Source organism: Halomonas sp. V046, assembly GCF_052645355.1.
Genome location: NZ_JBQXYF010000001.1, coordinates 127,425 through 148,187, shown reverse-complemented (window position 1 = coordinate 148,187; position 20,763 = coordinate 127,425). Strand labels below are relative to the sequence as shown.

The following is a 20,763-nucleotide window of genomic DNA, read 5'->3' as shown; positions in this document are numbered from 1 at the left end:
CCACTATGCTGACCTGCGATGCCCTGAGCTTCCACTACGACCGCTGCGAGCCCGGTCAGACACCGGATTTTTGCTTCGATTTCAGCCTCGCGCCGGGCCTGTGCCTGGCCATCGATGGGCCTTCCGGCGCGGGCAAGAGCACGTTGCTGAATCTGCTGGCGGGGTTCCTTGCGCCCTCCGGCGGTCGACTGAGGTGGGACGGGCACGATCTGATCGGGCTGCCGCCCTGGGACAGGGCCATCACCACGCTGTTCCAGGATCACAACCTGTTCGACCATCTGCCGGTGTGGGCCAATGTCGGCCTTGGCCTGGCCGCCGACCTGCGCCTCACCGATGCCCAGCGCCGCGCCATCGAGACGGGGCTCGGCGAGGTCGGCCTGGCGGGGTTCACGGAGCGTTTGCCGAGTGAGCTGTCTGGCGGGCAGCGCCAGCGGGTGGCGCTGCTCAGGGCGTTGCTGCGCGAGACGCGTCTGCTGTTGCTCGACGAGCCCTTTACCGGGCTCGATCGGGCCAATCGCGAAGCCCTGTGGGCCCTGGTTCGTCGTCAGCAGACGCGTGGCGTCGCCGTGGTGCTGATCAGTCATGATCGCGAAGACGTCGAGGCCCTGGCGGATCGTCGCCTGCGTCTGGCCGAGGGCCGTCTCGTGGCCGTCTGAGTCGCGTTTTACGACCGCGGCTAGTGTGGGTCCTGGTGCGGGCCCGGTGCTGGTCAGAGATGCCCGTGCATGACAGAATCGAAGGCCTGGACACGCGACACCACCCGACACGACGCAGGACGGTCGATAACACGGGTGGACAGAAAATGATGAGGTTTCCATGCCCGAGTATCGCTCCCGCACTACCACCGCCGGTCGCAATATGGCCGGCGCTCGCGCCCTGTGGCGCGCCACCGGCATGAAGGATGACGACTTTCACAAGCCGATCATCGCCGTGGCCAACTCGTTCACCCAGTTTGTGCCGGGTCATGTTCACTTGAAGGACATGGGCCAGCTGGTCGCCCGTGAAATCGAGAAAGCCGGTGGCGTTGCCAAGGAATTCAATACCATCGCCGTGGACGACGGCATCGCCATGGGCCACGACGGCATGCTCTATTCGCTGCCGAGTCGTGATCTGATTGCCGATAGCGTCGAGTACATGGTCAATGCCCACTGCGCCGATGCGCTGGTGTGCATTTCCAACTGCGACAAGATCACGCCCGGCATGTTGATGGCGGCAATGCGCCTGAACGTGCCGGTGATCTTCGTGTCGGGCGGGCCGATGGAGGCCGGCAAGACCAAGCTGCTGGACCATGGCCTGGACCTGGTCGACGCCATGGTCATGGCCGCCGATGACTCGGTGGACGAGGAGCTGCTTAACGAGGTCGAGCGCAGTGCCTGCCCGACCTGTGGCAGCTGCTCGGGGATGTTCACCGCTAACTCGATGAACTGTCTGACCGAGGCGCTGGGCCTGGCGCTGCCGGGCAACGGCACCGTGTTGGCGACCCACTCCGACCGTCGGCGGCTGTTCGAGAACGCCGGTGAGCGCATCGTCGAGCTGGCCAAGCGCTTCTACGAGGGAGACGAGGCTCATCTGGCGCCGCGCGCCATCGGCTCCAAGGCGGCGTTCAAGAACGCCATGACCCTGGACATCGCCATGGGCGGCTCCACCAACACCATCCTGCACCTCTTGGCGGCCGCCCAGGAAGCCGGCGTCGACTTCACCATGACCGATATCGACCGGCTGTCGCGGGAAGTTCCGCAGCTGTGCAAGGTCGCGCCGAATACCCAGAAGTACCACATCGAGGACGTGCATCGCGCCGGCGGCATCATGGCGATTCTCGGTGAGCTCGATCGCGCCGGCGTGCTCGATACGTCGGTGCCCACCGTGTATGGCGATACGCTCAGGGCGGCGCTGGACGAGTGGGACATCATGCGCAATCCGAGCCCTGAGGTGGTCAGCTTCTTCCGCGCCGGCCCCGGCGGCATTCCGACACAGACCGCATTTTCCCAGAGTGCGCGTTGGCCAAGCCTCGACGGCGATCGCGCCACCGGATGTATCCGCGACTACGCGCATGCCTTTTCCACCGAGGGTGGTCTCGCCGTGCTGACCGGCAACATCGCCGAGAAGGGCTGCGTGGTGAAGACCGCGGGTGTCGATGACAGCATCCTGGTCTTCGAAGGCCCCGCCCACGTGGTCGAGTCCCAGGATCAGGCGGTAGAGCACATTCTGGAAGGCCTGGTGAAGGAAGGCGATGTCGTGGTGATTCGCTACGAAGGGCCCAAGGGTGGACCGGGCATGCAAGAGATGCTCTACCCGACCTCCTACCTCAAGTCCAAGGGCCTCGGGAAGGCCTGCGCGCTGTTGACGGATGGCCGCTTCTCGGGCGGTACCTCGGGACTGTCGATCGGCCACGTGTCGCCAGAGGCTGCCGCCGGCGGCGCCATCGGCCTGGTGGAGCAGGGCGACATGATTCGTATCGATATTCCCAACCGGCGCATCGACGTGCTGCTGGACGAGGCCGAGCTTGCCGCGCGGCGTGTCCGCCAGCAAGAGCGCGGTCGTGACGCCTGGAAGCCGAGCATCCAGCGCCTGCGCAAGGTCACCCCGGCGCTCAAGGCCTATGCGTTACTGGCCACATCGGCCGATATGGGCGCCGTTCGTGATCTGGATAAACTCGATTAATTCCAGTTGGTTCGTCATGCTGGGGAGGTAGGAAATGGCCCCACCTTGCGGATGCGGGGTGGGGCTGCTCGATTTAGCGCAGACAGACGGAACGCGATATGAAGACACAGACCCTGAATGTGGGCCTGGTGGGCTACGGAATGGCCGCCAAGACGTTCCATGCGCCGCTGATCCAGGCGGCGCCGTGGTTGGAGTTGGCCGCCGTGGTCAGCTCAAGCCCAGACCGCGTCCAAGCCGATTGGCCCGAGGTCGAGGTGGTGGGCAAGTTGAACGAGCTGCTCGAGCGCCGCCATATCGACCTGGTGGTGATTGCCACCCCCAATGAGTTCCATTTTCCCATGGCCAAGGCCGCGTTGGCGGCCGGCAAGCATGTCGTCATCGACAAGCCGATGACGGTGTCCCTGTCGGAGGCGCGTCAGCTCAGGGTCCAGGCCGATCGCTCGGAGCTGCTGCTGAGCGTCTTCCATAACCGGCGCTGGGACAGCGACTTCCTGACCCTGCGCAAGCTGCTCGATGACGGGCGACTTGGGCGGGTGGTCTCGCTGACGTCGCGCTTCGATCGCTATCGGCCGGCAGTCAAGCCGCGCTGGCGCGAATCCCATACGCCGGGGGGGGGCATCTGGTACGACCTGGGGCCGCACCTGCTCGATCAGGCCCGCGAATTGTTCGGCATGCCGCGAGCCATTCTGCTGGAGCTTGCCAGTGCCCGGGACGGCGCCGAGGTCGACGACGATTTTCTCGCCATCCTCGAGTACGAGCGCATGCGGGTGACCCTCCAGGCGAGCACGCTCGTGGCCGAGCCGAGCCCGCGCTTCGCGGTGCACGGCACCGAGGGTAGCTTTACCATCTTTGGCCTCGATCCCCAGGAAGACTGGCTCAAGGAAGGTCAGACGCCGAGCGATGACTGGGGCATTGACCCCGAGCCTGGTCACCTCATCGTCAACGAGGGGAGCGCCGAAGCGCCGACACTGACGCGCTACGAACAACCGTCGGTGCCGGGCAACTACATGGCGTTTTATACCGGTATCGCCGAGACCCTGATCCATGGCGATCCGGCGCCGGTGACCGGTGAGGCCGCCGTCGACATCATGGTGCTGCTCGAGGCTGGCCTGGACAGCTATCGCCAGGGACGCTGGGTGCGCTTGAAAGAAGGTAACGGTGCCCTGCGTCGGCTGCATGGGGCGCGTCACTAGCCGCAGGTGAGCGGTGCTGGCCTGTTGGACGGCCGGGCGTTTGCGGGCAGGCCCTGCTAGACGCCACGACACTACCGTGACATGGCCCCGCGGCCTGAGAGACCGTCGGCCGGAAAACAGCACCAGGGGCGCGAACCGCGGCCCTGGTGCTGTTTTCGTGTCGGGTCTTGGTGCTTTTTTTCTATCGGGCCCAGGGCGACATTGCCGGGCGCCGAGTCTCAGGGCGGGCTGGCTGGCGATCCGCCGCGCCGATCCGGGCGATCAACCGCTGCTCGCTACCATAGCGCCGTGGATGGCTGGTCGCCCTTGAGCCGGTCTCGGGCGATGTACAGCGCGGCAATGGCGCGGGCCTCGTGGAAGTCTGCCCGGGCGAGCAGCGCCGGGAGACTATCGATGGCGTGGGTTTCCACCACCAGCGGCTCGGGCTCATCGCCCTCCAGGCGATGGTCATACAGGTCGCTCGCCAGCAGCACCTGGATGCGATGGCTCATGTAATTGGGGGCGAGGGACAATTCGGTCAGGGGCTCGATGCGATTGGCGCCCACGCCGCATTCTTCCATCAACTCGCGATTGGCGGCGGTGACGATATCCTCGCCGGGATCGACGATGCCCTTGGGCAGGGTCAGCACATAGTCTTCGAAACCCGCGGCGTACTCGCGAATCAGCAGCACATGGTCCGGGTCGGGCATCGCCACGATCATCACCGCACCGATGCCAGGCCCATTGCCGCTGAGGCGTTCGAAGGTACGCTCGGCGCCGTTGGAGAAGCGTAGCTCGAGCTCCTCGACCTGGAACAGGCGGCTCTTGGCGACGCGACGATGAGACAGGATTCGTGGCTTGTCGGGAGAGGGGGCGTCCATGGCGACTCCGCGTCGAAAAGGGAGAGGAAATGCGTGACTCAGGGCGATTGGTTACACTACCACGTTCCTCCATCGCCAGAGTCACCCGGAGACCCGATGATCGATTGGCCTGCCATCGACACCGTCCTGTTGGATATGGACGGTACCCTGCTGGATCTGCACTTCGACAGCCATTTCTGGCTCGACCATCTGCCGCGCCGCTACGCTGAGTTGCACAAGCTCGACGAGGCGACCCAGGAGGTGGTGCGGGCACGCATCATCGCCGAGCAGGGCACCCTGAACTGGTACAGCCTGGCGTACTGGAGCCGTGAGCTAGACGTCGATATCGTCGCGCTCAAGCGAGAGGTGCAGCACCTGATCGGCCTGCGCGGCGACGCCCTGGATTTTTTGACCTGGCTCAAGCAGGCCCATCCTCGAGTGGTGCTGGCGACCAACGCCGATCGCGAGAGCCTGGCGCTCAAGCTGCCGGTCACCGGGCTCGATGACTACCTGGACGCCATCGTGTCGTCGGCAGACGTCGGCGAAGCCAAGGAAGAGCAAGCGTTCTGGCATGCGCTCAACGAGATCGAACCCTTCGACCCCGAGCGTACCCTGTTTATCGATGACAACCCGCGGGTACTGGAAAGCGCCAGGGCGTATGGCATACGTCACCTGCTGGGCATCTTGAAGCCCGATAGTCAGCGTCCTGAGCGAGAACTCACCGGCTTCGTGGCACTGGACCGCTTCGCCGATATCTTGCCGTCGCCGGTAACGGAGGGGCGCCATGGATAGCGTGCGTCTGGACAAGTGGCTGTGGGCCGCGCGCTTCTTCAAGACCCGGGCGTTGGCCAAGAAGGCCATCGAAGGCGGCAAGGTCGAGGTCGATGGCGCCAGGGCCAAGACCAGCAAGTCGCTGAGCCCTGGCATGCTGGTACGTGCTCCCCAGGGCTGGGATATCTGGGAGGTCGAGGTCCTGGCCGTCAGCGAGCAGCGCCGCGGTGCCCCCGAGGCCAGAGCCTTGTACCAGGAGACCGCCGAGAGTCAGGTGCGTCGCGAGGCCGAGGCCGAGGCCCGGCGTCAGGCCAACCAGGCCTTCCAGCACCCGTTCAAGCGCCCCGACAAGCGGGCTCGGCGTCAGATCACTCGCTTTCAGCGCGAGCAGGGCGAATAGCCTATCGCGCCTGCCGTCCATCCTGTTGCGCTCGAGGGACCGTTTCTCGAGCGCGAGATACCGAACCGGAAGACCCATGACCGATCAGATTCAGCGCTTTATCCTCGATAATACCAACGTTCGTGGCGAGATCACCCGACTCGAGCAGGCCTACGCCGAAGTGCTCAAGCGGCACGAATACCCCGCCGCCATCAATCGCCAGCTCGGCGAGCTGCTGGCCGCCGTGGCGCTGCTCACCGATACGGTCAAGCTCGACGGGACCTTGAGTCTCGAAGTGCGCGGAAGCGCCGGCGTGTCGCTGCTGATGGCCGAGTCGAATCCTGGTGGGGAGTTGCGTGCCATCGCTCGCGTCGCCGAAGGGGTGGCCTTGCCGGGCAGCGACGCGACCTTCCGTGATCTGATCGGCGACGGCCAGATCGTGATTACCCTCGATCCCAAGGAAGGGCGCCGTTACCAAGGGGTGGTGGCCATCGAGCACGCTAGCCTGGCGGAGTGCCTGGAGGCCTATTTTACCCAGTCGGAGCAACTACCGACGCGGCTGTGGCTCGCCGCCGACGGGGTACATGCCGGGGGCTTGCTGCTCCAGCGCCTGCCCGATGAGTCGCTCAACCAGGACGACGACGCCTGGGAGCGTGCCGCCCATCTCGCCTCGACATTATCCGCCGACGAACTGACTAGCCTCGAGGCGGCGACCCTGCTGACGCGCCTGTTCCACGAGGAAAGCGTGCGGGTGTTTGATCCCAAGGCCCTGCGTTTTGGTTGTTCCTGTTCCCGAGCGCGCATTGCCGGGGCGCTTTCGTCCCTCGGTGCGGACGAACTTCGCGATATTCTCGCCGAACAAGGCGCGGTCGAGACCCAGTGTCATTTCTGCCATACCCGATTCCATTTCACCCCGGTCGAGGTCGAGGCGCTGATCGACGACCCCGAGGGAGGCAGCCCCACGCTGCATTGAGCCGGCTCGGGGGCGGGGAAGGCCGCCGTGGTTTGCCCCGGGGCGTGGAGGGCAGAGGGCGCCACCTTGTAGTGAAAGAACAAGAATGGCGCTGAAAACATCGTTTTGTAGTAGTAAAACTACATGATCGTCGGCGAACGAGAGCGTTTCCTGTCGTTGTGTTTTTTGCCATAATCCGCTGCGATCTCTGCCCGCGTCGTCGATGTTGATAAGACGGTCGAACCGCACGGACGGCAGCGGCGAGATCTCCACGCGTCGAGGACGCCCGGACAACGAGAGAGAGTGGCCGCAAGGCCCAGGAAACGACATGACCACGACCCAAGCCGCGCCCCAGCAAGCTCCCGCCGTTCACGTCAATTTAAGCACCGCCGAGCTCATCGAGCGGGCCGTGGCCGCGGGGGAAGGTCGCTTGGCGGCGCACGGCGCCCTGGTGGTGAATACCGGCGAGCGTACCGGCCGTTCCCCCAAGGATCGCTACATCGTCGACGAGCCTTCCACCAGCGGTCAGATCGACTGGGGCAGTGTCAATCGCCCCTTCGACGCCGAGCGTTTCGATGCCCTCTGGGCCCGCGTGGAAGACTACCTGACGGCCACGACGCGCTACGTGTCCGAGCTTCATGTGGGCAGTGATCCGGATCATTACCAGCCGGTGCGGGTCACGACCGAAACCGCCTGGCACAACCTCTTCGGACGCACAATGTTCGTGCGCCCGGAAGGCTACAACCCCTCGTCCAAGGACGAGTGGACGATTCTCAATGCCCCGTTCTTCACCTGCGAGCCGGGCCGCGACGGCACCAACTCCGACGGCTGCGTGATCATCAACTTCGCCGCTCGACGGGTGCTGATCGCCGGCATGCGCTATGCCGGTGAAATGAAGAAGGCCATGTTCTCGGTCCAGAACTTCCTGCTGCCTGCCGCCGACGTGCTGCCGATGCACTGCAGCGCCAACGTCGGGGAAGATGGCGAAACCACGCTGTTCTTCGGCCTTTCTGGTACGGGCAAGACCACGCTCTCCGCCGATCCGAGCCGTTTCTTGATCGGTGATGACGAGCACGGTTGGGGCGTCGGCACCGTGTTCAACATCGAAGGCGGCTGCTATGCCAAGTGCATCGATCTGTCGGAAAAGAACGAACCGGTGATCTGGAACGCGATCAAGTTCGGCACCGTGCTCGAGAACGTGGTGCTCGATGACCGACGCGAGGCCGACTACGCCGATGACAGCCTGACTCAGAATTCCCGGGCGGCCTATCCGCTGGAGCATGTGGCCAAGCGTGTGCCGGAAAATCGTGCCGGTGAGCCCAATGCCATCGTCTTCCTGACCTGCGACATGTCCGGCGTACTACCGCCGGTGTCGGTGCTGTCCAAGGAAGCCGCGGCCTATCACTTCCTGTCCGGTTACACCGCCAAGGTGGGCTCCACCGAAATGGGCTCGTCAAGTGGCCTGGAGTCGACCTTCTCCACCTGCTTCGGTGCGCCTTTCTTCCCGCGCCCCGCGCGCGAGTATGCGGATCTCTTGATCAAGCGCGTGGCCGAGAAGGACGCCCAGGTGTATCTGGTCAACACCGGCTGGACCGGCGGCTCCTATGGGCAAGGCGGCTCTCGTTTCTCGATCCCGACTACCCGGGCGATCATCCACGCTATTCAGACCGGCGCGTTGCGCGACGTTGCGACCCATACCATCGAAGGTCTCAACCTGGCGGTGCCGTTGGCCGTGCCCGGCGTCGACTCGAGCCTGCTGGATCCGAGCAAGACCTGGGAAGATCAAGGCGCCTATGACCGCAAGCGTGGCGAACTAGCCGAAAAGTTCGTGGAGAACTTCAAGAAGTTCGAAGGCATCAACGAAGCCATCGTCAAGGCCGGGCCCAGTCTGGTCTAACGGGCCCCTGGCTCGGATCCTGTCGGGGCACGATTTGGCGGTTGCCTCGGGCGAGAGGTCGTTAAGCGAACCCTGATGCCTCGCTGGGGTCGATAAGGAGGAGAAAGCTCTGTGCTTTCTCCTCTTTTTTATGCCTGAAAGGCTGACGTAAATGTAAGGCGGGCGCCATCGGTCGCGACTGAGCGACACTCAATTCGCAGGAGAATAGCCATGAAGCGACGCAATTTTCTTGGGCTCATCGGCCTCGGGGGCCTGGCCACCGCGGTGCCCATGGTCGCCAACGCTCGTCCCAAGGTCGAGCTGACCCGCGGTGCCGATGTGGAGCCGCTGGAGTTGAGTGACGACGAGTGGCGTGAGCGGTTGACTCCCGCTCAGTACGACGTGCTGCGCGATGCCGGCACGGAGCCCGCCGGTTCCAGTCCTCTGGATCAGGAAAAGCGCGAAGGCGAGTTTCGCTGTGCCGGCTGTGATCTGCTGCTCTTCACCAGCGCCATGAAATACGATTCGGGGACCGGCTGGCCGAGCTTCTTCGAGCACGTCGAGGGGCATCTGTTGAGCGAGGTCGACTACAAGATCCTGTGGCCGCGTACCGAGTATCACTGTGCGCGCTGTGGCGGGCATCAGGGGCATGTCTTCGAGGACGGTCCCGAGCCCACCGGCCTGCGCTGGTGTAACAATGGCGTGGCGCTGAAGTTCGTCCCCGCCTAAGCGCCGTTTATGGTACCTTGGCGCCACCCATTGACGTCGAAATGCCAAGGATTTCATGGACGCACATGCCAAGATCATTGCCCGCCTGGCCGACGAGCTGGCGGTCAAGACGACCCAGGTGGCGGCCACCGTCGAACTGCTCGACGGCGGCGCCACCGTTCCGTTCATCGCCCGCTACCGCAAGGAAGTCACCGGCGGGCTAGATGATATTCAGTTGCGCACCCTCGAGGAGCGCCTCGGTTACCTGCGCGAGCTCGAAGAGCGGCGCGACGCCGTGCTTGCCGCCATCGACGAGCAAGGCAAGCTGACCGATGCCCTCGCCGCCAGCATTCGGGGCGCCGAGACCAAGCAGCGCCTCGAAGACCTTTACCTGCCCTACCGCAAGAAGCGTCGCACCAAGGCCCAGATCGCCCGTGAAGCAGGGCTCGAGCCGCTGGCAAATGCCTTGCTTGCTGACCCCACGCTTGACCCCGAGCGTGAAGCCGCGGGCTACCTGCGCGAAGCCGACGGCGACACGCCGGCCATCGACGACGCCAAGGCGGCACTGGACGGTGCCAAGCAGATCCTGATGGAGCGCTTTGCCGAGGACCCCGAGCTGGTCGGGGCCCTGCGCGAGCGGCTGTGGAGCGAAGGCGAGCTGTCGAGCCGGCTGATTGCCGGCAAGGAGCGCGAGGGGGCCAAGTTCTCGGACTATTTCGAGCACGACGAGCGCCTGGCCAAGGCGCCGTCGCACCGGGCGCTCGCCATGTTCCGTGGGCGTAACGAGGGCGTGCTTGCCCTGACGCTGCGCTTGCCTGGCGAAGACGACGCGCCGATTCACCCGGCGCAGGTGGCCATCGCTCGCCACGTTGGTGTCAGCGACCAGGGGCGCGCCGCCGATCGCTGGCTGGCCGAGGTGGTGCGTTGGACCTGGCGGGTCAAGCTCTACACCCACCTCGAGACCGAGCTGATGGGGCGCCTGCGCGAGCGCGCCGAGGGCGAGGCTATCGACGTCTTCGCCGCCAACCTCAAGGACCTGTTGCTGGCCGCGCCCGCCGGTCCCCGGGCGACGCTTGCCATCGATCCGGGCCTGCGTACCGGGTGCAAGCTTGCCGTGGTCGACGCCACCGGCCAGTTCCTGGCCCAGGGCACGATCTTCCCCCACGCCCCGCGCAACCAGTGGGATGCCTCGCTGGCGGAGTTGGCGCGGCTGGTGAAGCAGCACGACGTGGAGCTGGTCGCGGTGGGCAATGGGACGGCTAGCCGCGAGACCGACAGGCTCGCCGGTGAGCTGCTCAAGGCGCTGGGGGATCGGCGTCTGTCCAAGGTCATGGTGTCCGAGGCTGGCGCCTCGGTCTATTCGGCCTCGGAGTACGCCTCGAAGGAGTTGCCGGAGCTCGACGTGACCATTCGTGGCGCGGTCTCGATCGCTCGCCGGCTGCAGGATCCGCTGGCGGAGCTGGTCAAGATCGAGCCCAAGTCCATCGGCGTCGGCCAGTACCAGCACGATGTGTCCCAGGTGCAGCTGTCGCGTAGCCTGGAAAAGGTCATCGAAGACTGCGTCAACGCGGTGGGGGTCGATCTGAATACCGCCTCTTCCGCGTTGCTCTCTCGGGTCGCCGGTCTCAACCCCGGGCTTGCCGAGAACATCGTGGCGCAGCGCAATACACAGGGCGCCTTCGGCAACCGACGTGACCTGCTGGCGGTGTCGCGCCTCGGCCCCAAGACCTACGAGCAGTGCGCGGGCTTTCTGCGCATCATGAACGGCGATAATCCGTTGGATGCCAGTGCCGTGCACCCGGAGGCCTATCCGTTGGTCGAGCGCATCGCGAGTCGCAGTGGCCGCGAGCTATCTGGGCTGATCGGCGATAGCGCCACCCTGAAGAGCCTCAAGCCGACCGAGTTTGCCGATGAGCGCTTCGGGGTGCCGACCGTCACCGATATCATCAGCGAGCTGGACAAGCCGGGCCGCGATCCGCGTCCGGAGTTCCGTGCCGCCGAGTTTCGTGAGGGCGTCGAGACGCTCAAGGATCTGGAGCCGGGGATGGTGCTCGAAGGGACGGTCACCAACGTGACCCACTTCGGTGCCTTCGTCGATATCGGCGTCCATCAGGATGGCCTTGTGCACATCTCGGCGCTGTCCGATCGCTTCGTCGAGGACCCGCGCAGCGTCGTCAAGGCGGGTGATATCGTCAAGGTCAAGGTCATGAACGTGGATCTCGAGCGGGCCCGTGTCGGTCTCTCGATGCGCATGGACGATAGCCCCGACGAGGTCGCGTCGCGAGGGCGTCGCGAGGGCGCCGAACGCTCCGGCAAGGGGGCGCGCGACGGTGCCAAAGGCGAGCGTGGTCATGCTCGGGCGCGGGGCGCCAAGCGCGATGAACCGGCCGCGCCGGTCGGTGCTCTTGGCGCCGCCTTGCTCAAGGCGAAACAGGGTCGTTCTTGAATCATTCCCTTGGAACGCCATAATCTGACGACTTTCCGGGCGCGTCGGCGCCCGTGTTGCCACTGTCACCTGAAGCTGGCCCCTGGGCCCTTCCCAGACAAGGGGTGTTCATCTTGTCCACTACGCTTTCATCGCGCCTCGAGCGCCTGCGTGGCCCGGCTGCCGCAAGGCGCTTCGGTCGCCTGCGGCGCGGCATCGAAAAAGAGGGGCTGCGGGTCGACGGCGCGGGCGCCATCGCGGCGACGGCGCACCCTCGAGGGTTGGGGTCCAAGCTGACCCACCCGCATATCACCACCGACTATTCCGAGTCGCTGCTCGAGTACATCACGCCGGTGTACAACCGACCGGAGGAGGCGTTGCAGTTTCTTGGCGACCTGCATCGATTCACCTATCGCCAGCTGGATGGCGAATTGATCTGGCCGGCCAGCATGCCGTCGAAGCTCAATGGCAACGACAGCGTGCCCATCGCCGACTACGGCAGCTCCAACGTTGGCACCATGAAACATGTCTATCGGCGTGGGCTCGATGCGCGCTACGGACGCATCATGCAGTCCATTGCCGGGGTCCACTACAACGTGTCCCTGCCGGATGACCTGTGGACACTGCTCAAGACCCTGGACGAGCGCGAAGACACGCCCATGGGCGAGTACCGCTCTGCGCGCTACTTCGATCTTATCCGCAACTTTCGTCGTCACAGCTGGCTGCTGTTGTATCTGTTCGGCGCCTCGCCGGCGCTCGATACCAGCTTCCTGCCCGACGGCCGCGTGCCCAAGGGCGTCAGGCCCCATGGCCAGCGCACCTTGCTGTCGTCGTACGCGACCAGCCTGCGGATGTCGGACCTGGGGTACCAGAACAAGGTCCAGGATCAGCTCAAGATCTGCTTCAACTCGCTGTCGAACTACGTCAACACGCTGCGCCACGCCATTTCGACGAGCTGGCCGGACTACGAAGCCTTTGGGGTGCGCGACGGCGATAGCTGGCGCCAGCTCAATGCCAATATCTTGCAGATCGAGAACGAGTATTACAGCGATATTCGCCCCAAGCGGGTGGCCCGTCACGACGAGACGCCGAGTCAGGCCCTGGAGGCTCGTGGCGTGGAATACATCGAGGTGCGTTGCCTGGATATCGACCCCTTCGCGACGCTCGGCATCGACGCCACCCAGACGCGTTTTATCGACACCTTCCTGATGTGGTGTCTGCTGTCCGAGAGTCCCTGGATCTCCGACGAAGAGTGCGATCGCCTGGATGACAACCGTCGTCTGGTCGTGGAGCGTGGCAGGGACCCCGAGCTCAAGTTGAGTCGCCATTGCCAGGCCGTGGGTCTCGGCGAGTGGGCGCAGGACATCTTCGCCGAACTCGGCGAGGTGGCGGCGCTGCTCGATCAGCTCGAAGACGGCTCGCCCCACGGCGAAGCGGTGGCCGCGGTCGCGCCGCGCCTCGATGCCCCGTCCCTGACCCCGGCGGGCCGGCTCGAGGCGCGCCTTGAGCGCACCGGCGAGGACTTCGCCGACGCCATGGTCGCGATCGCCCGGGAGCAGGCCGAGGCGCTCTTGGCGACGCCGATGAACGCCTCAAGGGAAGCGCAACTTGACCAGCTGGTCGCAACGTCGCACCAGCAGCAGAGCGATATCGAACAGGCCGATACCTGTGATTTTTCGACCTTTCTCAGCGACTACTTCGAGCGTGCCCGAGAGTCGCGAGTCCTGACCCCTTTAGACCGCGGAGAACGACCCTGATGAGTGATTGGAGCCTGCGCCACTGGAGCCTGGCCGGCCTGGCCCTGTGCGTGATGATGATGGCTGTCGCCCTGGGCCTCGAGCACATCGTCGGGCTTGAGCCCTGCCCGCTGTGCGTGTTTCAGCGGGTCGCGGTGATCGCGGCTGGCCTGGTGTTCGCGTTGGCCGCCGTCCATGCGCCCAAGGGGCGGGTGGGCGCGGTGATCTATGGTGTGCTCGCGGGCCTCGCCGTGATCGCGGGGATCGCCGTCGCGGCCCGTCATCTGTGGTTGCAGTCGTTGCCCGCCGACCAGGTGCCAAGCTGTGGGCCGGGGCTCGACTACATGGTCGAGGTGTTGCCGTTGCAGAAGGTGATTGGGTCGGTACTCTCCGGCTCGGGGGAGTGTGCCGAGGTCGGAGCCAGGCTGCTGGGGCTGTCGTTGCCCGGCTGGACGCTGATCGGCTTCCTGGTGGTGCTGGTGGTCCCCGTGGGGATGTGCCTTAGCGGGCGCCGGGTCGGTACAGGCTATCGTTGGATCGGCTGAACTCTGGATCTGTCGAACGCGTTGACAGCGGGCCTCCCAAGGGAGAGTCTGAACATCGGCACAGACCCCGTGGACGGGGATCGCAATGGAGGCCCCCATGCTGGAAGACTGCAAGACTGCCCGGGAACGCTGGGGCGGCGTTCACCAATTGATCGATCGTTGGCTGGAACAACGCCAACGCCTGCTCGAGGTATGGAGTGAGCTCGAGGCGTCCTGCGACGCCGAGCTCGAGGCCGTCACCAAGGAGCGCATCGACGGGTTCAGTGAAACGCTGATGGATTACATCAGCGCTGGCCACTTCGAGGTCTACCCTCAGCTGCGAGAGGAGGCACGAGCCTTCGATGACAGCGAGGCTCTGGTATTGGCCGATCGCCTGTTGGAGCGACTGGAAATGTCCACTGAGCTGGTGCTGTCGTTCGATGAAGACTATGCCTCGACAGGCAGCTGCGCGCAGAACCTGACACGCCTCCCGGCCTGGCTCGAACGGCTGAAAAAGGGACTCACGGAACGCTTTAGCCTCGAGGATCATCTGATCCAGCGCCTTCACGCCGAACACACGCCGGCCACGGGAGTGTCATGAGGCTCGACACCGGGCGCGTGTGCCTTTGCGTTCATCGCCCAATTGAGTTTTGTGCACTGCAGGCATAAGATTTCTCGCGTCCTGAAAAAGCCTGCGGTGGAGTGGGGGACTGGCGGCATGGCCCCTCCCGCACCCCGGGCGTCCCTCACGGCGACAACCCGAAGGAGCCATGATGAAAGATCCCGTACGTATTACCATCACCGGTGCAGCCGGTCAGATCAGCTATTCCCTCGCCTTTCGCATCGCCGCCGGCGACATGCTGGGTCCGGATCAGCCGGTCATTCTGCAGCTGCTCGAGATCACTCCGGCGATGGAAGCCCTCAACGGGGTAGTGATGGAGCTCAACGACTGTGCCTTCCCGCTGGTCCAGGAGATCATCGCCACCGACGATCCCAACGTCGCCTTCAAGGACGCCGACTTCGGCCTGCTGGTCGGCGCGCGTCCGCGTGGACCGGGCATGGAGCGCAAGGATCTGCTCGAAGCCAACGCCGCGATCTTCTCCGTCCAGGGCAAGGCCATCAATGATCACGCCAGCCGTGACATTCGCGTACTGGTGGTCGGCAACCCGGCCAACACCAACGCCCTGATCGCGTCCTGCAATGCGCCGGACATCAACCCGGGTCAGTTCACCGCGATGATGCGTCTGGACCACAACCGGGCCAAGACTCAGCTCGCGCAAAAGGCCGGCAAGCACGTCACCGACGTCGACAGCATGATCGTGTGGGGCAACCACAGCGCTACCCAGTATCCGGATCTGGCCCACTGCAAGGTCGACGGCAAGGCGGCCTTCGACCTGGTCGATCGCGACTGGTACGAGAATGACTTCATCCCCACCGTGCAGCAGCGCGGCGCGGCGATCATCAAGGCTCGTGGCGCCTCTTCTGCCGCCTCCGCAGCCTCTGCCGCCATCGATCACATGCACGACTGGGCGCTGGGTAGCGACGGGATCGTCAGCATGGGGATTCCCTCCGACGGCAGCTACGGTGTCGAGCCGGGGATCATGTTCTCCTACCCGGTGGTGTGCAAGAACGGCAAGTACGAGATCGTTCAGGGCCTCGAGGTCGACGCGTTCAGCAAAGACCGCATGAAGGCCACCGAAGACGAGCTGCGTGAAGAACGCGCCGCCGTTGAGCATCTGTTGGGCTAACCCGCGAACCGGGTCGAGGCGGCGCCGCAGGGTGCCTGCCTGCCCGGTTGTCGGAGACCGACAGCAAGGCGCCCCATCGGCTCGGCCGATGGGGCGCTTGTCGTTGTCGGTGGCCCTATATCGAACGGTCTGCTCGCCCTTTATGGCTAGCTCTTGCGACAGGGCTTGAGACAGGGCTTGAGACAGGGCTTGAGACAGGGCTTGTGACAGTGGCCTGCGACCGGCACGCCGCAGGCGTCGGCCGCCCTGGGGTGATGAATCAATCGCGCAGCGAGATGATCTTCCAGCTGCGCGACTCGGCCACCTCGCGCAGGGCCGGGTCGGGGTCCACGGCCACCGGGTGATCGACCAGCTCGAGCAGCGGCAGGTCATTTTGCGAGTCGCTGTAAAACCAGGCACCGTCCAGCGTTTCGTCTCGATCCTCGAGCCAGGCGTTGAGGCGAGTCACCTTGCCTTCCTGGAAGCTCGGAATGCCATCGACACGGCCGGTGTAGCGTCCGTCGATCATCTCAGGGTCCACCGCGATCAGGTCATCGATGCCCAAACGCTCGGCGATGGGGGCGGTGATGAACCGATTGGTGGCGGTGATGATCAGCAGGGTGTCGCCGCGAGAGCGATGGCGAGCGATCAACTCCTCGGCCCGGGGCAGGATATGCGGCTCGATCTTGCTGGCCATGAACTGCTGGTGCCAGGCGGCCAGCTGTTCGGGACTGTTGTCCGAAAGCGGCTTCAGCGCCACCGCCAGAAAGGCCATCATGTCGAGCCGTCCGGCATCGTAGTCGGCCTTGAAGCGATCATTGGCTTCGCGGTAGGACACTTCATCGACGGCGCCCTGTTCCAGCAGGAACTCGCCCCAGGCGTGATCGCTGTCTGTCGACAGCAGGGTGTTGTCCAGGTCAAAAATGGCCAGGCTCACGGTGTTCCCCTTCGCATAGGCATGGTGTCCATCCCCCGGTGGCCGGCGATCTGCGTCGTCTGGCTCAGAGGTCCGGGAGGGTGACAAAGGAGGCGATTATGGCAGAAGCCCCGTTAGGGTTCGAGATGTCGTATTGATGCGCTTTGCGGCCTTGTGGAAGAATGGCTGCAATACTGGATTCATAAGGTGAAGCCCGTGATCGACGCAGACGGCTTTCGCCCCAATGTTGGCATCATCATCGTCAACGACCTGGGGCAACTGCTTTGGGCGCGTCGGGTAGGGCAGAATGCGTGGCAGTTTCCCCAGGGAGGCATCAAGTCAGACGAGACGCCCCAGCAGGCACTGTTCCGAGAACTGCACGAGGAAATCGGCTTGACCGCCGATGACGTGGAAGTCCTCGCCTGCACCCGTGGATGGCTGCGCTATCGCTTGCCACGACGCATGGTTCGCACGCACTCCCGCCCGGTGTGCATCGGGCAGAAACAGAAATGGTTTCTGCTCAGGATTCGTTGCCAGGAGACGCGCATCTGCGTGGACGGCACGCCCAAGCCCGAGTTCGATGGGTGGCGTTGGGTCAGCTACTGGTACCCATTGGGTCAGGTGGTGCCGTTCAAGCGAGAGGTGTATCGACGTGCCCTGCGTGAACTGTTGCCGCGCGCCCAGACCCTGGCCTCGGAGAATGGATGATAGCGAGCCCGGTCGAGGAACCTGGGGTCCTGTGACAGCCAGGGCTAACGTCACCGCATCGGCTTGGGTGGTGGCAAATGGGCCAGCACAAGGGCCAATCCAAGACATGAGGACACGCTTCTGACCATGCTCGAGGTGCTTCGAAGAATCATTCAGGAGGTCAATGGCGCGCGCAACCTGGACGCGGCGCTGGCGACCATGGTGCGCCGGATTCGCAAGGCGATGCACACCGATGTCTGCTCGTTCTATCTGTATGACGCCGAGCAGCACTCCATGGTGTTGATGGAGACCATTGGCCTGCGCAGCGAGGCGGTGGGGCGAGTCGCCCTGCCGGTAGGCGAGGGGCTGGTGGGAACGGTCGCCCGCCGCGAGGAGCCGCTCAACCTGGAGGATGCGCGGTCCCATCCGAGTTTTCGCTACTTCGAGGCGACCGGGGAAGAGCGCTACTCGAGCTTTCTCGGTGTGCCCATCATTCACCAGCGGCGCATGCTCGGGGTGCTGGTGGTGCAGCAGGTAGAACAACGACGCTACGACGAATCCGACGAAGCGTTCCTGGTGACCATGGCGGCGCAGCTTGCCGGCGTGCTCGCCCATGCCATCGCTACGGGGAACCTGACTCGGCCGGCGCTGCCCGGCGGCCAGGCCATGTTCGTCGGCGTGGCGGCGTCGCCCGGCATGGCTATCGGCGAAGCGGTAGTGCTGGCACCACCGGCGGATCTCGATAGCGTGCCGGATCTGGTGCCCACCGATGTAGAGTACGAGATCGGTCGCCTCAAGGACGCCATCGGCCGGGTCAAGGAAGAGATCCGGGCGGCCGGCGAACGCCTGGCCAATCGGATTTCGGCCCAGGAACTGGCGCTGTTCGAGGTCTACCAGCAGATGCTCGGCGAGGCCGCCTTGTCCCAGGAGGTCGAGAAGCGTATCCGTGAGGGCCAATGGGCGCCCGGGGCGCTTGCCGACGTGGTGCGCCGCCATGTGCAGTATCTCGAACGGGTCGATGATGACTATCTGCGCGAGCGAGCCGCCGATGTGCGCGATCTTGGGCGCCGGGTGCTGGCGCACCTGCAGGAGGAGGAGCCGCCGCAGCGGCCGGACGAGTATCCCCAGGGGACCATCCTGATCGGCGACGAGATCAGCGTGGCGCTGCTTGGCGAAGTGCCGAGGGAACGCCTCGGTGGGCTTATCTCCGTGCGTGGCTCGAGCAACTCTCACGTCGCCATCATCGCTCGCGCCATGGGCATACCGCTGGTATCCGGAATGGTCGATCTACCGCTGCCTCGGCTGGGTGGCGCCACCCTGGTGCTCGATGCCCATCGTGGCCGCATCTTCGTGCGTCCGGGGCCTGAGCTCGTCAGCCATTATCAGAGCCTGATCGATGAAGAACGGGCCTTGGCGGCGGTGCTGGAAAACGAACAGCACTTGCCGAGCGTCACCCCGGATGGGCACGCCATGAGCCTGATGGTGAACACCGGGCTTGCGGTGGATACCGTGGCGTCGCTGAAGCCGCGCATCGCCGGGGTCGGTCTCTATCGTACCGAGGTCCCGTTCATGATCAGCGAGCGCTTCCCCGGCGAGCAAGAGCAGACGCGGATGTATCGCGATCAGTTGGAGAGCTTCTCGCCGCTGCCGGTGGTGATGCGGACCCTGGACATTGGCGGTGACAAGGATCTGCCTTACTTCCCCATCGACGAGGCCAACCCCTTCCTTGGCTGGCGCGGCATCCGTGTCACCCTGGACCACCCCGAAGTGTTCATGGTGCAGCTGCGTGCCATGTTGCGTGCTTCACAAGGGCTGGACAACCTGCAACTGCTGCTGCCCATGGTCACCAATGTCGATGAGGTCGATGACACCCTGAAGCTGATCGACCGGGCCATCATCGAACTCGGCGAAGAAGGCGCCGAGGTGCAGCGGCCTCGAATCGGCGTCATGCTCGAAGTGCCTGCCACGCTCTATCAACTGGAGGCGCTATCCCAGCGTGCCGATTTCTTTTCGGTGGGCAGCAACGACCTGACCCAATACATGCTGGCGGTCGATCGCAACAATCCGCGTGTCGCCGATCTCTATGATGCCTGTCATCCGGCGGTGCTGTCGGCGTTGTCGGGGTTGGCCGCAGAGTCCCGGCGCCTGGGCATGCCGACCTCGGTGTGTGGCGAGCTCGCCGGTGACCCGGCCGGGGCCTTGCTGCTGATGGGCATGGGATTCGAGGTGTTGTCGATGAATGGCCCGAGTCTGCCCCGGGTGCGGGCGGCGATTCGTCGGGTCAGCTTCGAGGATGCCTCACGCCTGGTTGCCGAAACGTTGGCGCTGGAAACCTCTCTCTCGGTGCGCCGTCATCTGGCCGAACGCTTGACTGAGTGGCAGCTGTCGCACCTGTTGCCGCCGCGTGACTAAGAGCGGGTGACGTCCGGGCGGTCGCCGTTCTCGCTGGTGTCCGGTGCCTGTGCCGTCGACCCCGCGACCGGGACCCGCAGGCGAGTCTCCCCCGTGGGACGCCCCCAGGGGCCGAAGCGTTGCTCCAGCAGGCAAAAGTGGGCGTCACCGGCATCGGCACGCAGGGTCAGATGGGTGGTAGCACGAGTGCCGTACTCATCGCCAATGATGAAGGCCGCCGACAGGCGCCTTTCCTGATCGAGGGGGAGGCCGGTGTCGGGCAGGTACCTGTCGGCGGTTTGCTGGGCATCGTGGAAACGAGCCCGTGTGCGAGGCATGTCCGGGGCGCGAGCCTTGAGGTCTGCCGCCAGGGCATCGGTCACTCGGCACAACTTCGGCCAGGGCGTGTCGAGGGAGGCATTGGATAGTCCATGTAGCCCGGCGCCCACGGCGGACAGCCGACTACCGCCGTACTGGCGTTCCAGGTGCCAGATGGCGCTGGCATCGCCGACGAGCAGATTGAATCCGGCGTAGCCCAGGGCATCGCCCTGGCGTTGACGCTCAAGCCAGCCGTCCAGGTCATCCGTTTCCAGGGCTTCGCGGACCAGGGCGCCCCGGCTAGGGGCCCCGGACGGCGGGGCCAGGCGTGGATCGCGGACGTTGGTCACGGCGGCGAAGCGGCCGCGGCGATGCACGGCCAGCCAGGTGCCTCCCGCCTCGAGGTCACGCCCCCCGACCAGCCAGGGGGCGTCCTCCCAGCTGGCCAGGGGGGCCGCCGGTCTGGCGTGGAACTCATCGCGATTGGCGACCAGGGTGAGTGGCGTGTTGCTACCCGGGGCGAAATGAAAGGCAATCAGGCACATCGCTGCAGACTAGCCTGTGTGGCGGGGCGTGGAAAGTGCCATCGGCGCTGGGCAAGGCACCCCGAAAAATGTCGGCAGACCGAGTTAGACTGGCCCCATGACAGGCTAAGCCTGT

18 protein-coding genes are annotated in these 20,763 nt (G+C 64.8%); 15 read left to right on the top strand and 3 right to left on the bottom strand.

What is annotated here, in order from left to right:
- The first annotated feature begins 5 nt into the window (after positions 1-5).
- The 3 genes from ACUN9Y_RS00615 to ACUN9Y_RS00605 all read left to right on the top strand — a co-directional run bounded on the left by ACUN9Y_RS00615 (position 6) and on the right by ACUN9Y_RS00605 (position 3,854).
- Complete coding sequence (locus ACUN9Y_RS00615; protein WP_445458740.1) at positions 6-656, top strand: ATP-binding cassette domain-containing protein; 651 nt, start codon at positions 6-8, stop codon at positions 654-656.
- Between the two features lie 160 nt (positions 657-816).
- A complete protein-coding gene (gene ilvD / locus ACUN9Y_RS00610; RefSeq protein WP_445458739.1) occupies positions 817-2,661 on the top strand; it encodes a dihydroxy-acid dehydratase in 1,845 nt (614 codons plus the stop codon).
- A 98-nt stretch (positions 2,662-2,759) separates the two neighbouring features.
- Complete coding sequence (locus tag ACUN9Y_RS00605; RefSeq protein ID WP_445458738.1) at positions 2,760-3,854, top strand: oxidoreductase; 1,095 nt, start codon at positions 2,760-2,762, stop codon at positions 3,852-3,854.
- A 275-nt stretch (positions 3,855-4,129) separates the two neighbouring features.
- Here ACUN9Y_RS00605 and nudE read toward each other — a convergent pair whose 3' ends face one another.
- Positions 4,130-4,714: an ADP compounds hydrolase NudE gene (gene nudE / locus ACUN9Y_RS00600; protein ID WP_445458737.1), complete on the bottom strand. Its 585-nt coding sequence runs from the start codon at positions 4,712-4,714 to the stop codon at positions 4,130-4,132.
- A gap of 96 nt (positions 4,715-4,810) precedes the next feature.
- Between nudE and yrfG the strand changes: the two genes are divergently transcribed.
- The 10 genes from yrfG to ACUN9Y_RS00550 all read left to right on the top strand — a co-directional run bounded on the left by yrfG (position 4,811) and on the right by ACUN9Y_RS00550 (position 15,812).
- The gene (yrfG, locus tag ACUN9Y_RS00595) at positions 4,811-5,485 is read left to right on the top strand and encodes a GMP/IMP nucleotidase (protein ID WP_445458736.1); all 675 of its coding nucleotides are present in this window, start codon (positions 4,811-4,813) and stop codon (positions 5,483-5,485) included.
- Positions 5,478-5,864 carry an RNA-binding S4 domain-containing protein gene (locus ACUN9Y_RS00590; RefSeq protein ID WP_445458735.1) on the top strand — a complete coding sequence of 129 codons (387 nt, stop codon included), beginning with the start codon at positions 5,478-5,480 and terminating at the stop codon, positions 5,862-5,864. The genes yrfG and ACUN9Y_RS00590 overlap by 8 nt, the downstream gene beginning before the upstream one ends.
- Before the next feature lie 76 nt (positions 5,865-5,940).
- A complete protein-coding gene (gene hslO / locus ACUN9Y_RS00585; RefSeq protein ID WP_445458734.1) occupies positions 5,941-6,816 on the top strand; it encodes an Hsp33 family molecular chaperone HslO in 876 nt (291 codons plus the stop codon).
- Positions 6,817-7,123: 307 nt separating this feature from the next.
- Positions 7,124-8,692: a phosphoenolpyruvate carboxykinase gene (locus ACUN9Y_RS00580; RefSeq protein WP_445458733.1), complete on the top strand. Its 1,569-nt coding sequence runs from the start codon at positions 7,124-7,126 to the stop codon at positions 8,690-8,692.
- 210 nt (positions 8,693-8,902) lie between these two features.
- Positions 8,903-9,400, top strand: coding sequence for a peptide-methionine (R)-S-oxide reductase MsrB (gene msrB / locus ACUN9Y_RS00575; protein WP_445458732.1), 498 nt, complete (start codon positions 8,903-8,905; stop codon positions 9,398-9,400).
- Between the two features lie 55 nt (positions 9,401-9,455).
- A complete protein-coding gene (locus tag ACUN9Y_RS00570; protein ID WP_445458731.1) occupies positions 9,456-11,825 on the top strand; it encodes a Tex family protein in 2,370 nt (789 codons plus the stop codon).
- Between the two features lie 104 nt (positions 11,826-11,929).
- Positions 11,930-13,561, top strand: a complete 1,632-nt coding sequence (gene gshA, locus ACUN9Y_RS00565; RefSeq protein ID WP_445458730.1) for a glutamate--cysteine ligase — start codon at positions 11,930-11,932, stop codon at positions 13,559-13,561.
- Positions 13,561-14,085, top strand: a complete 525-nt coding sequence (locus ACUN9Y_RS00560) for a disulfide bond formation protein B (protein ID WP_445458729.1) — start codon at positions 13,561-13,563, stop codon at positions 14,083-14,085. The genes gshA and ACUN9Y_RS00560 overlap by 1 nt, the downstream gene beginning before the upstream one ends.
- A 97-nt stretch (positions 14,086-14,182) precedes the next feature.
- The gene (gene rsd / locus ACUN9Y_RS00555) at positions 14,183-14,665 is read left to right on the top strand and encodes a sigma D regulator (protein ID WP_445458728.1); all 483 of its coding nucleotides are present in this window, start codon (positions 14,183-14,185) and stop codon (positions 14,663-14,665) included.
- Positions 14,666-14,837: 172 nt separating this feature from the next.
- Complete coding sequence (locus ACUN9Y_RS00550) at positions 14,838-15,812, top strand: malate dehydrogenase (protein ID WP_445458727.1); 975 nt, start codon at positions 14,838-14,840, stop codon at positions 15,810-15,812.
- Between the two features lie 259 nt (positions 15,813-16,071).
- On the opposite strand, the gene ACUN9Y_RS00545 is transcribed toward ACUN9Y_RS00550, so the two are convergent.
- Positions 16,072-16,728: an HAD family hydrolase gene (locus tag ACUN9Y_RS00545; RefSeq protein ID WP_445458726.1), complete on the bottom strand. Its 657-nt coding sequence runs from the start codon at positions 16,726-16,728 to the stop codon at positions 16,072-16,074.
- A gap of 195 nt (positions 16,729-16,923) precedes the next feature.
- Here ACUN9Y_RS00545 and ACUN9Y_RS00540 point away from each other — a divergent pair, with 195 nt between their 5' ends.
- Complete coding sequence (locus ACUN9Y_RS00540; RefSeq protein ID WP_445458725.1) at positions 16,924-17,415, top strand: RNA pyrophosphohydrolase; 492 nt, start codon at positions 16,924-16,926, stop codon at positions 17,413-17,415.
- A gap of 126 nt (positions 17,416-17,541) precedes the next feature.
- On the top strand, positions 17,542-19,806 hold the full coding sequence (gene ptsP / locus ACUN9Y_RS00535) for a phosphoenolpyruvate--protein phosphotransferase (protein WP_445458724.1): 2,265 nt from the start codon (positions 17,542-17,544) through the stop codon (positions 19,804-19,806).
- Here ptsP and ACUN9Y_RS00530 read toward each other — a convergent pair.
- Positions 19,803-20,648: an NRDE family protein gene (locus ACUN9Y_RS00530; protein WP_445458723.1), complete on the bottom strand. Its 846-nt coding sequence runs from the start codon at positions 20,646-20,648 to the stop codon at positions 19,803-19,805. The genes ptsP and ACUN9Y_RS00530 overlap by 4 nt on opposite strands.
- Positions 20,649-20,763 lie beyond the last annotated feature (115 nt).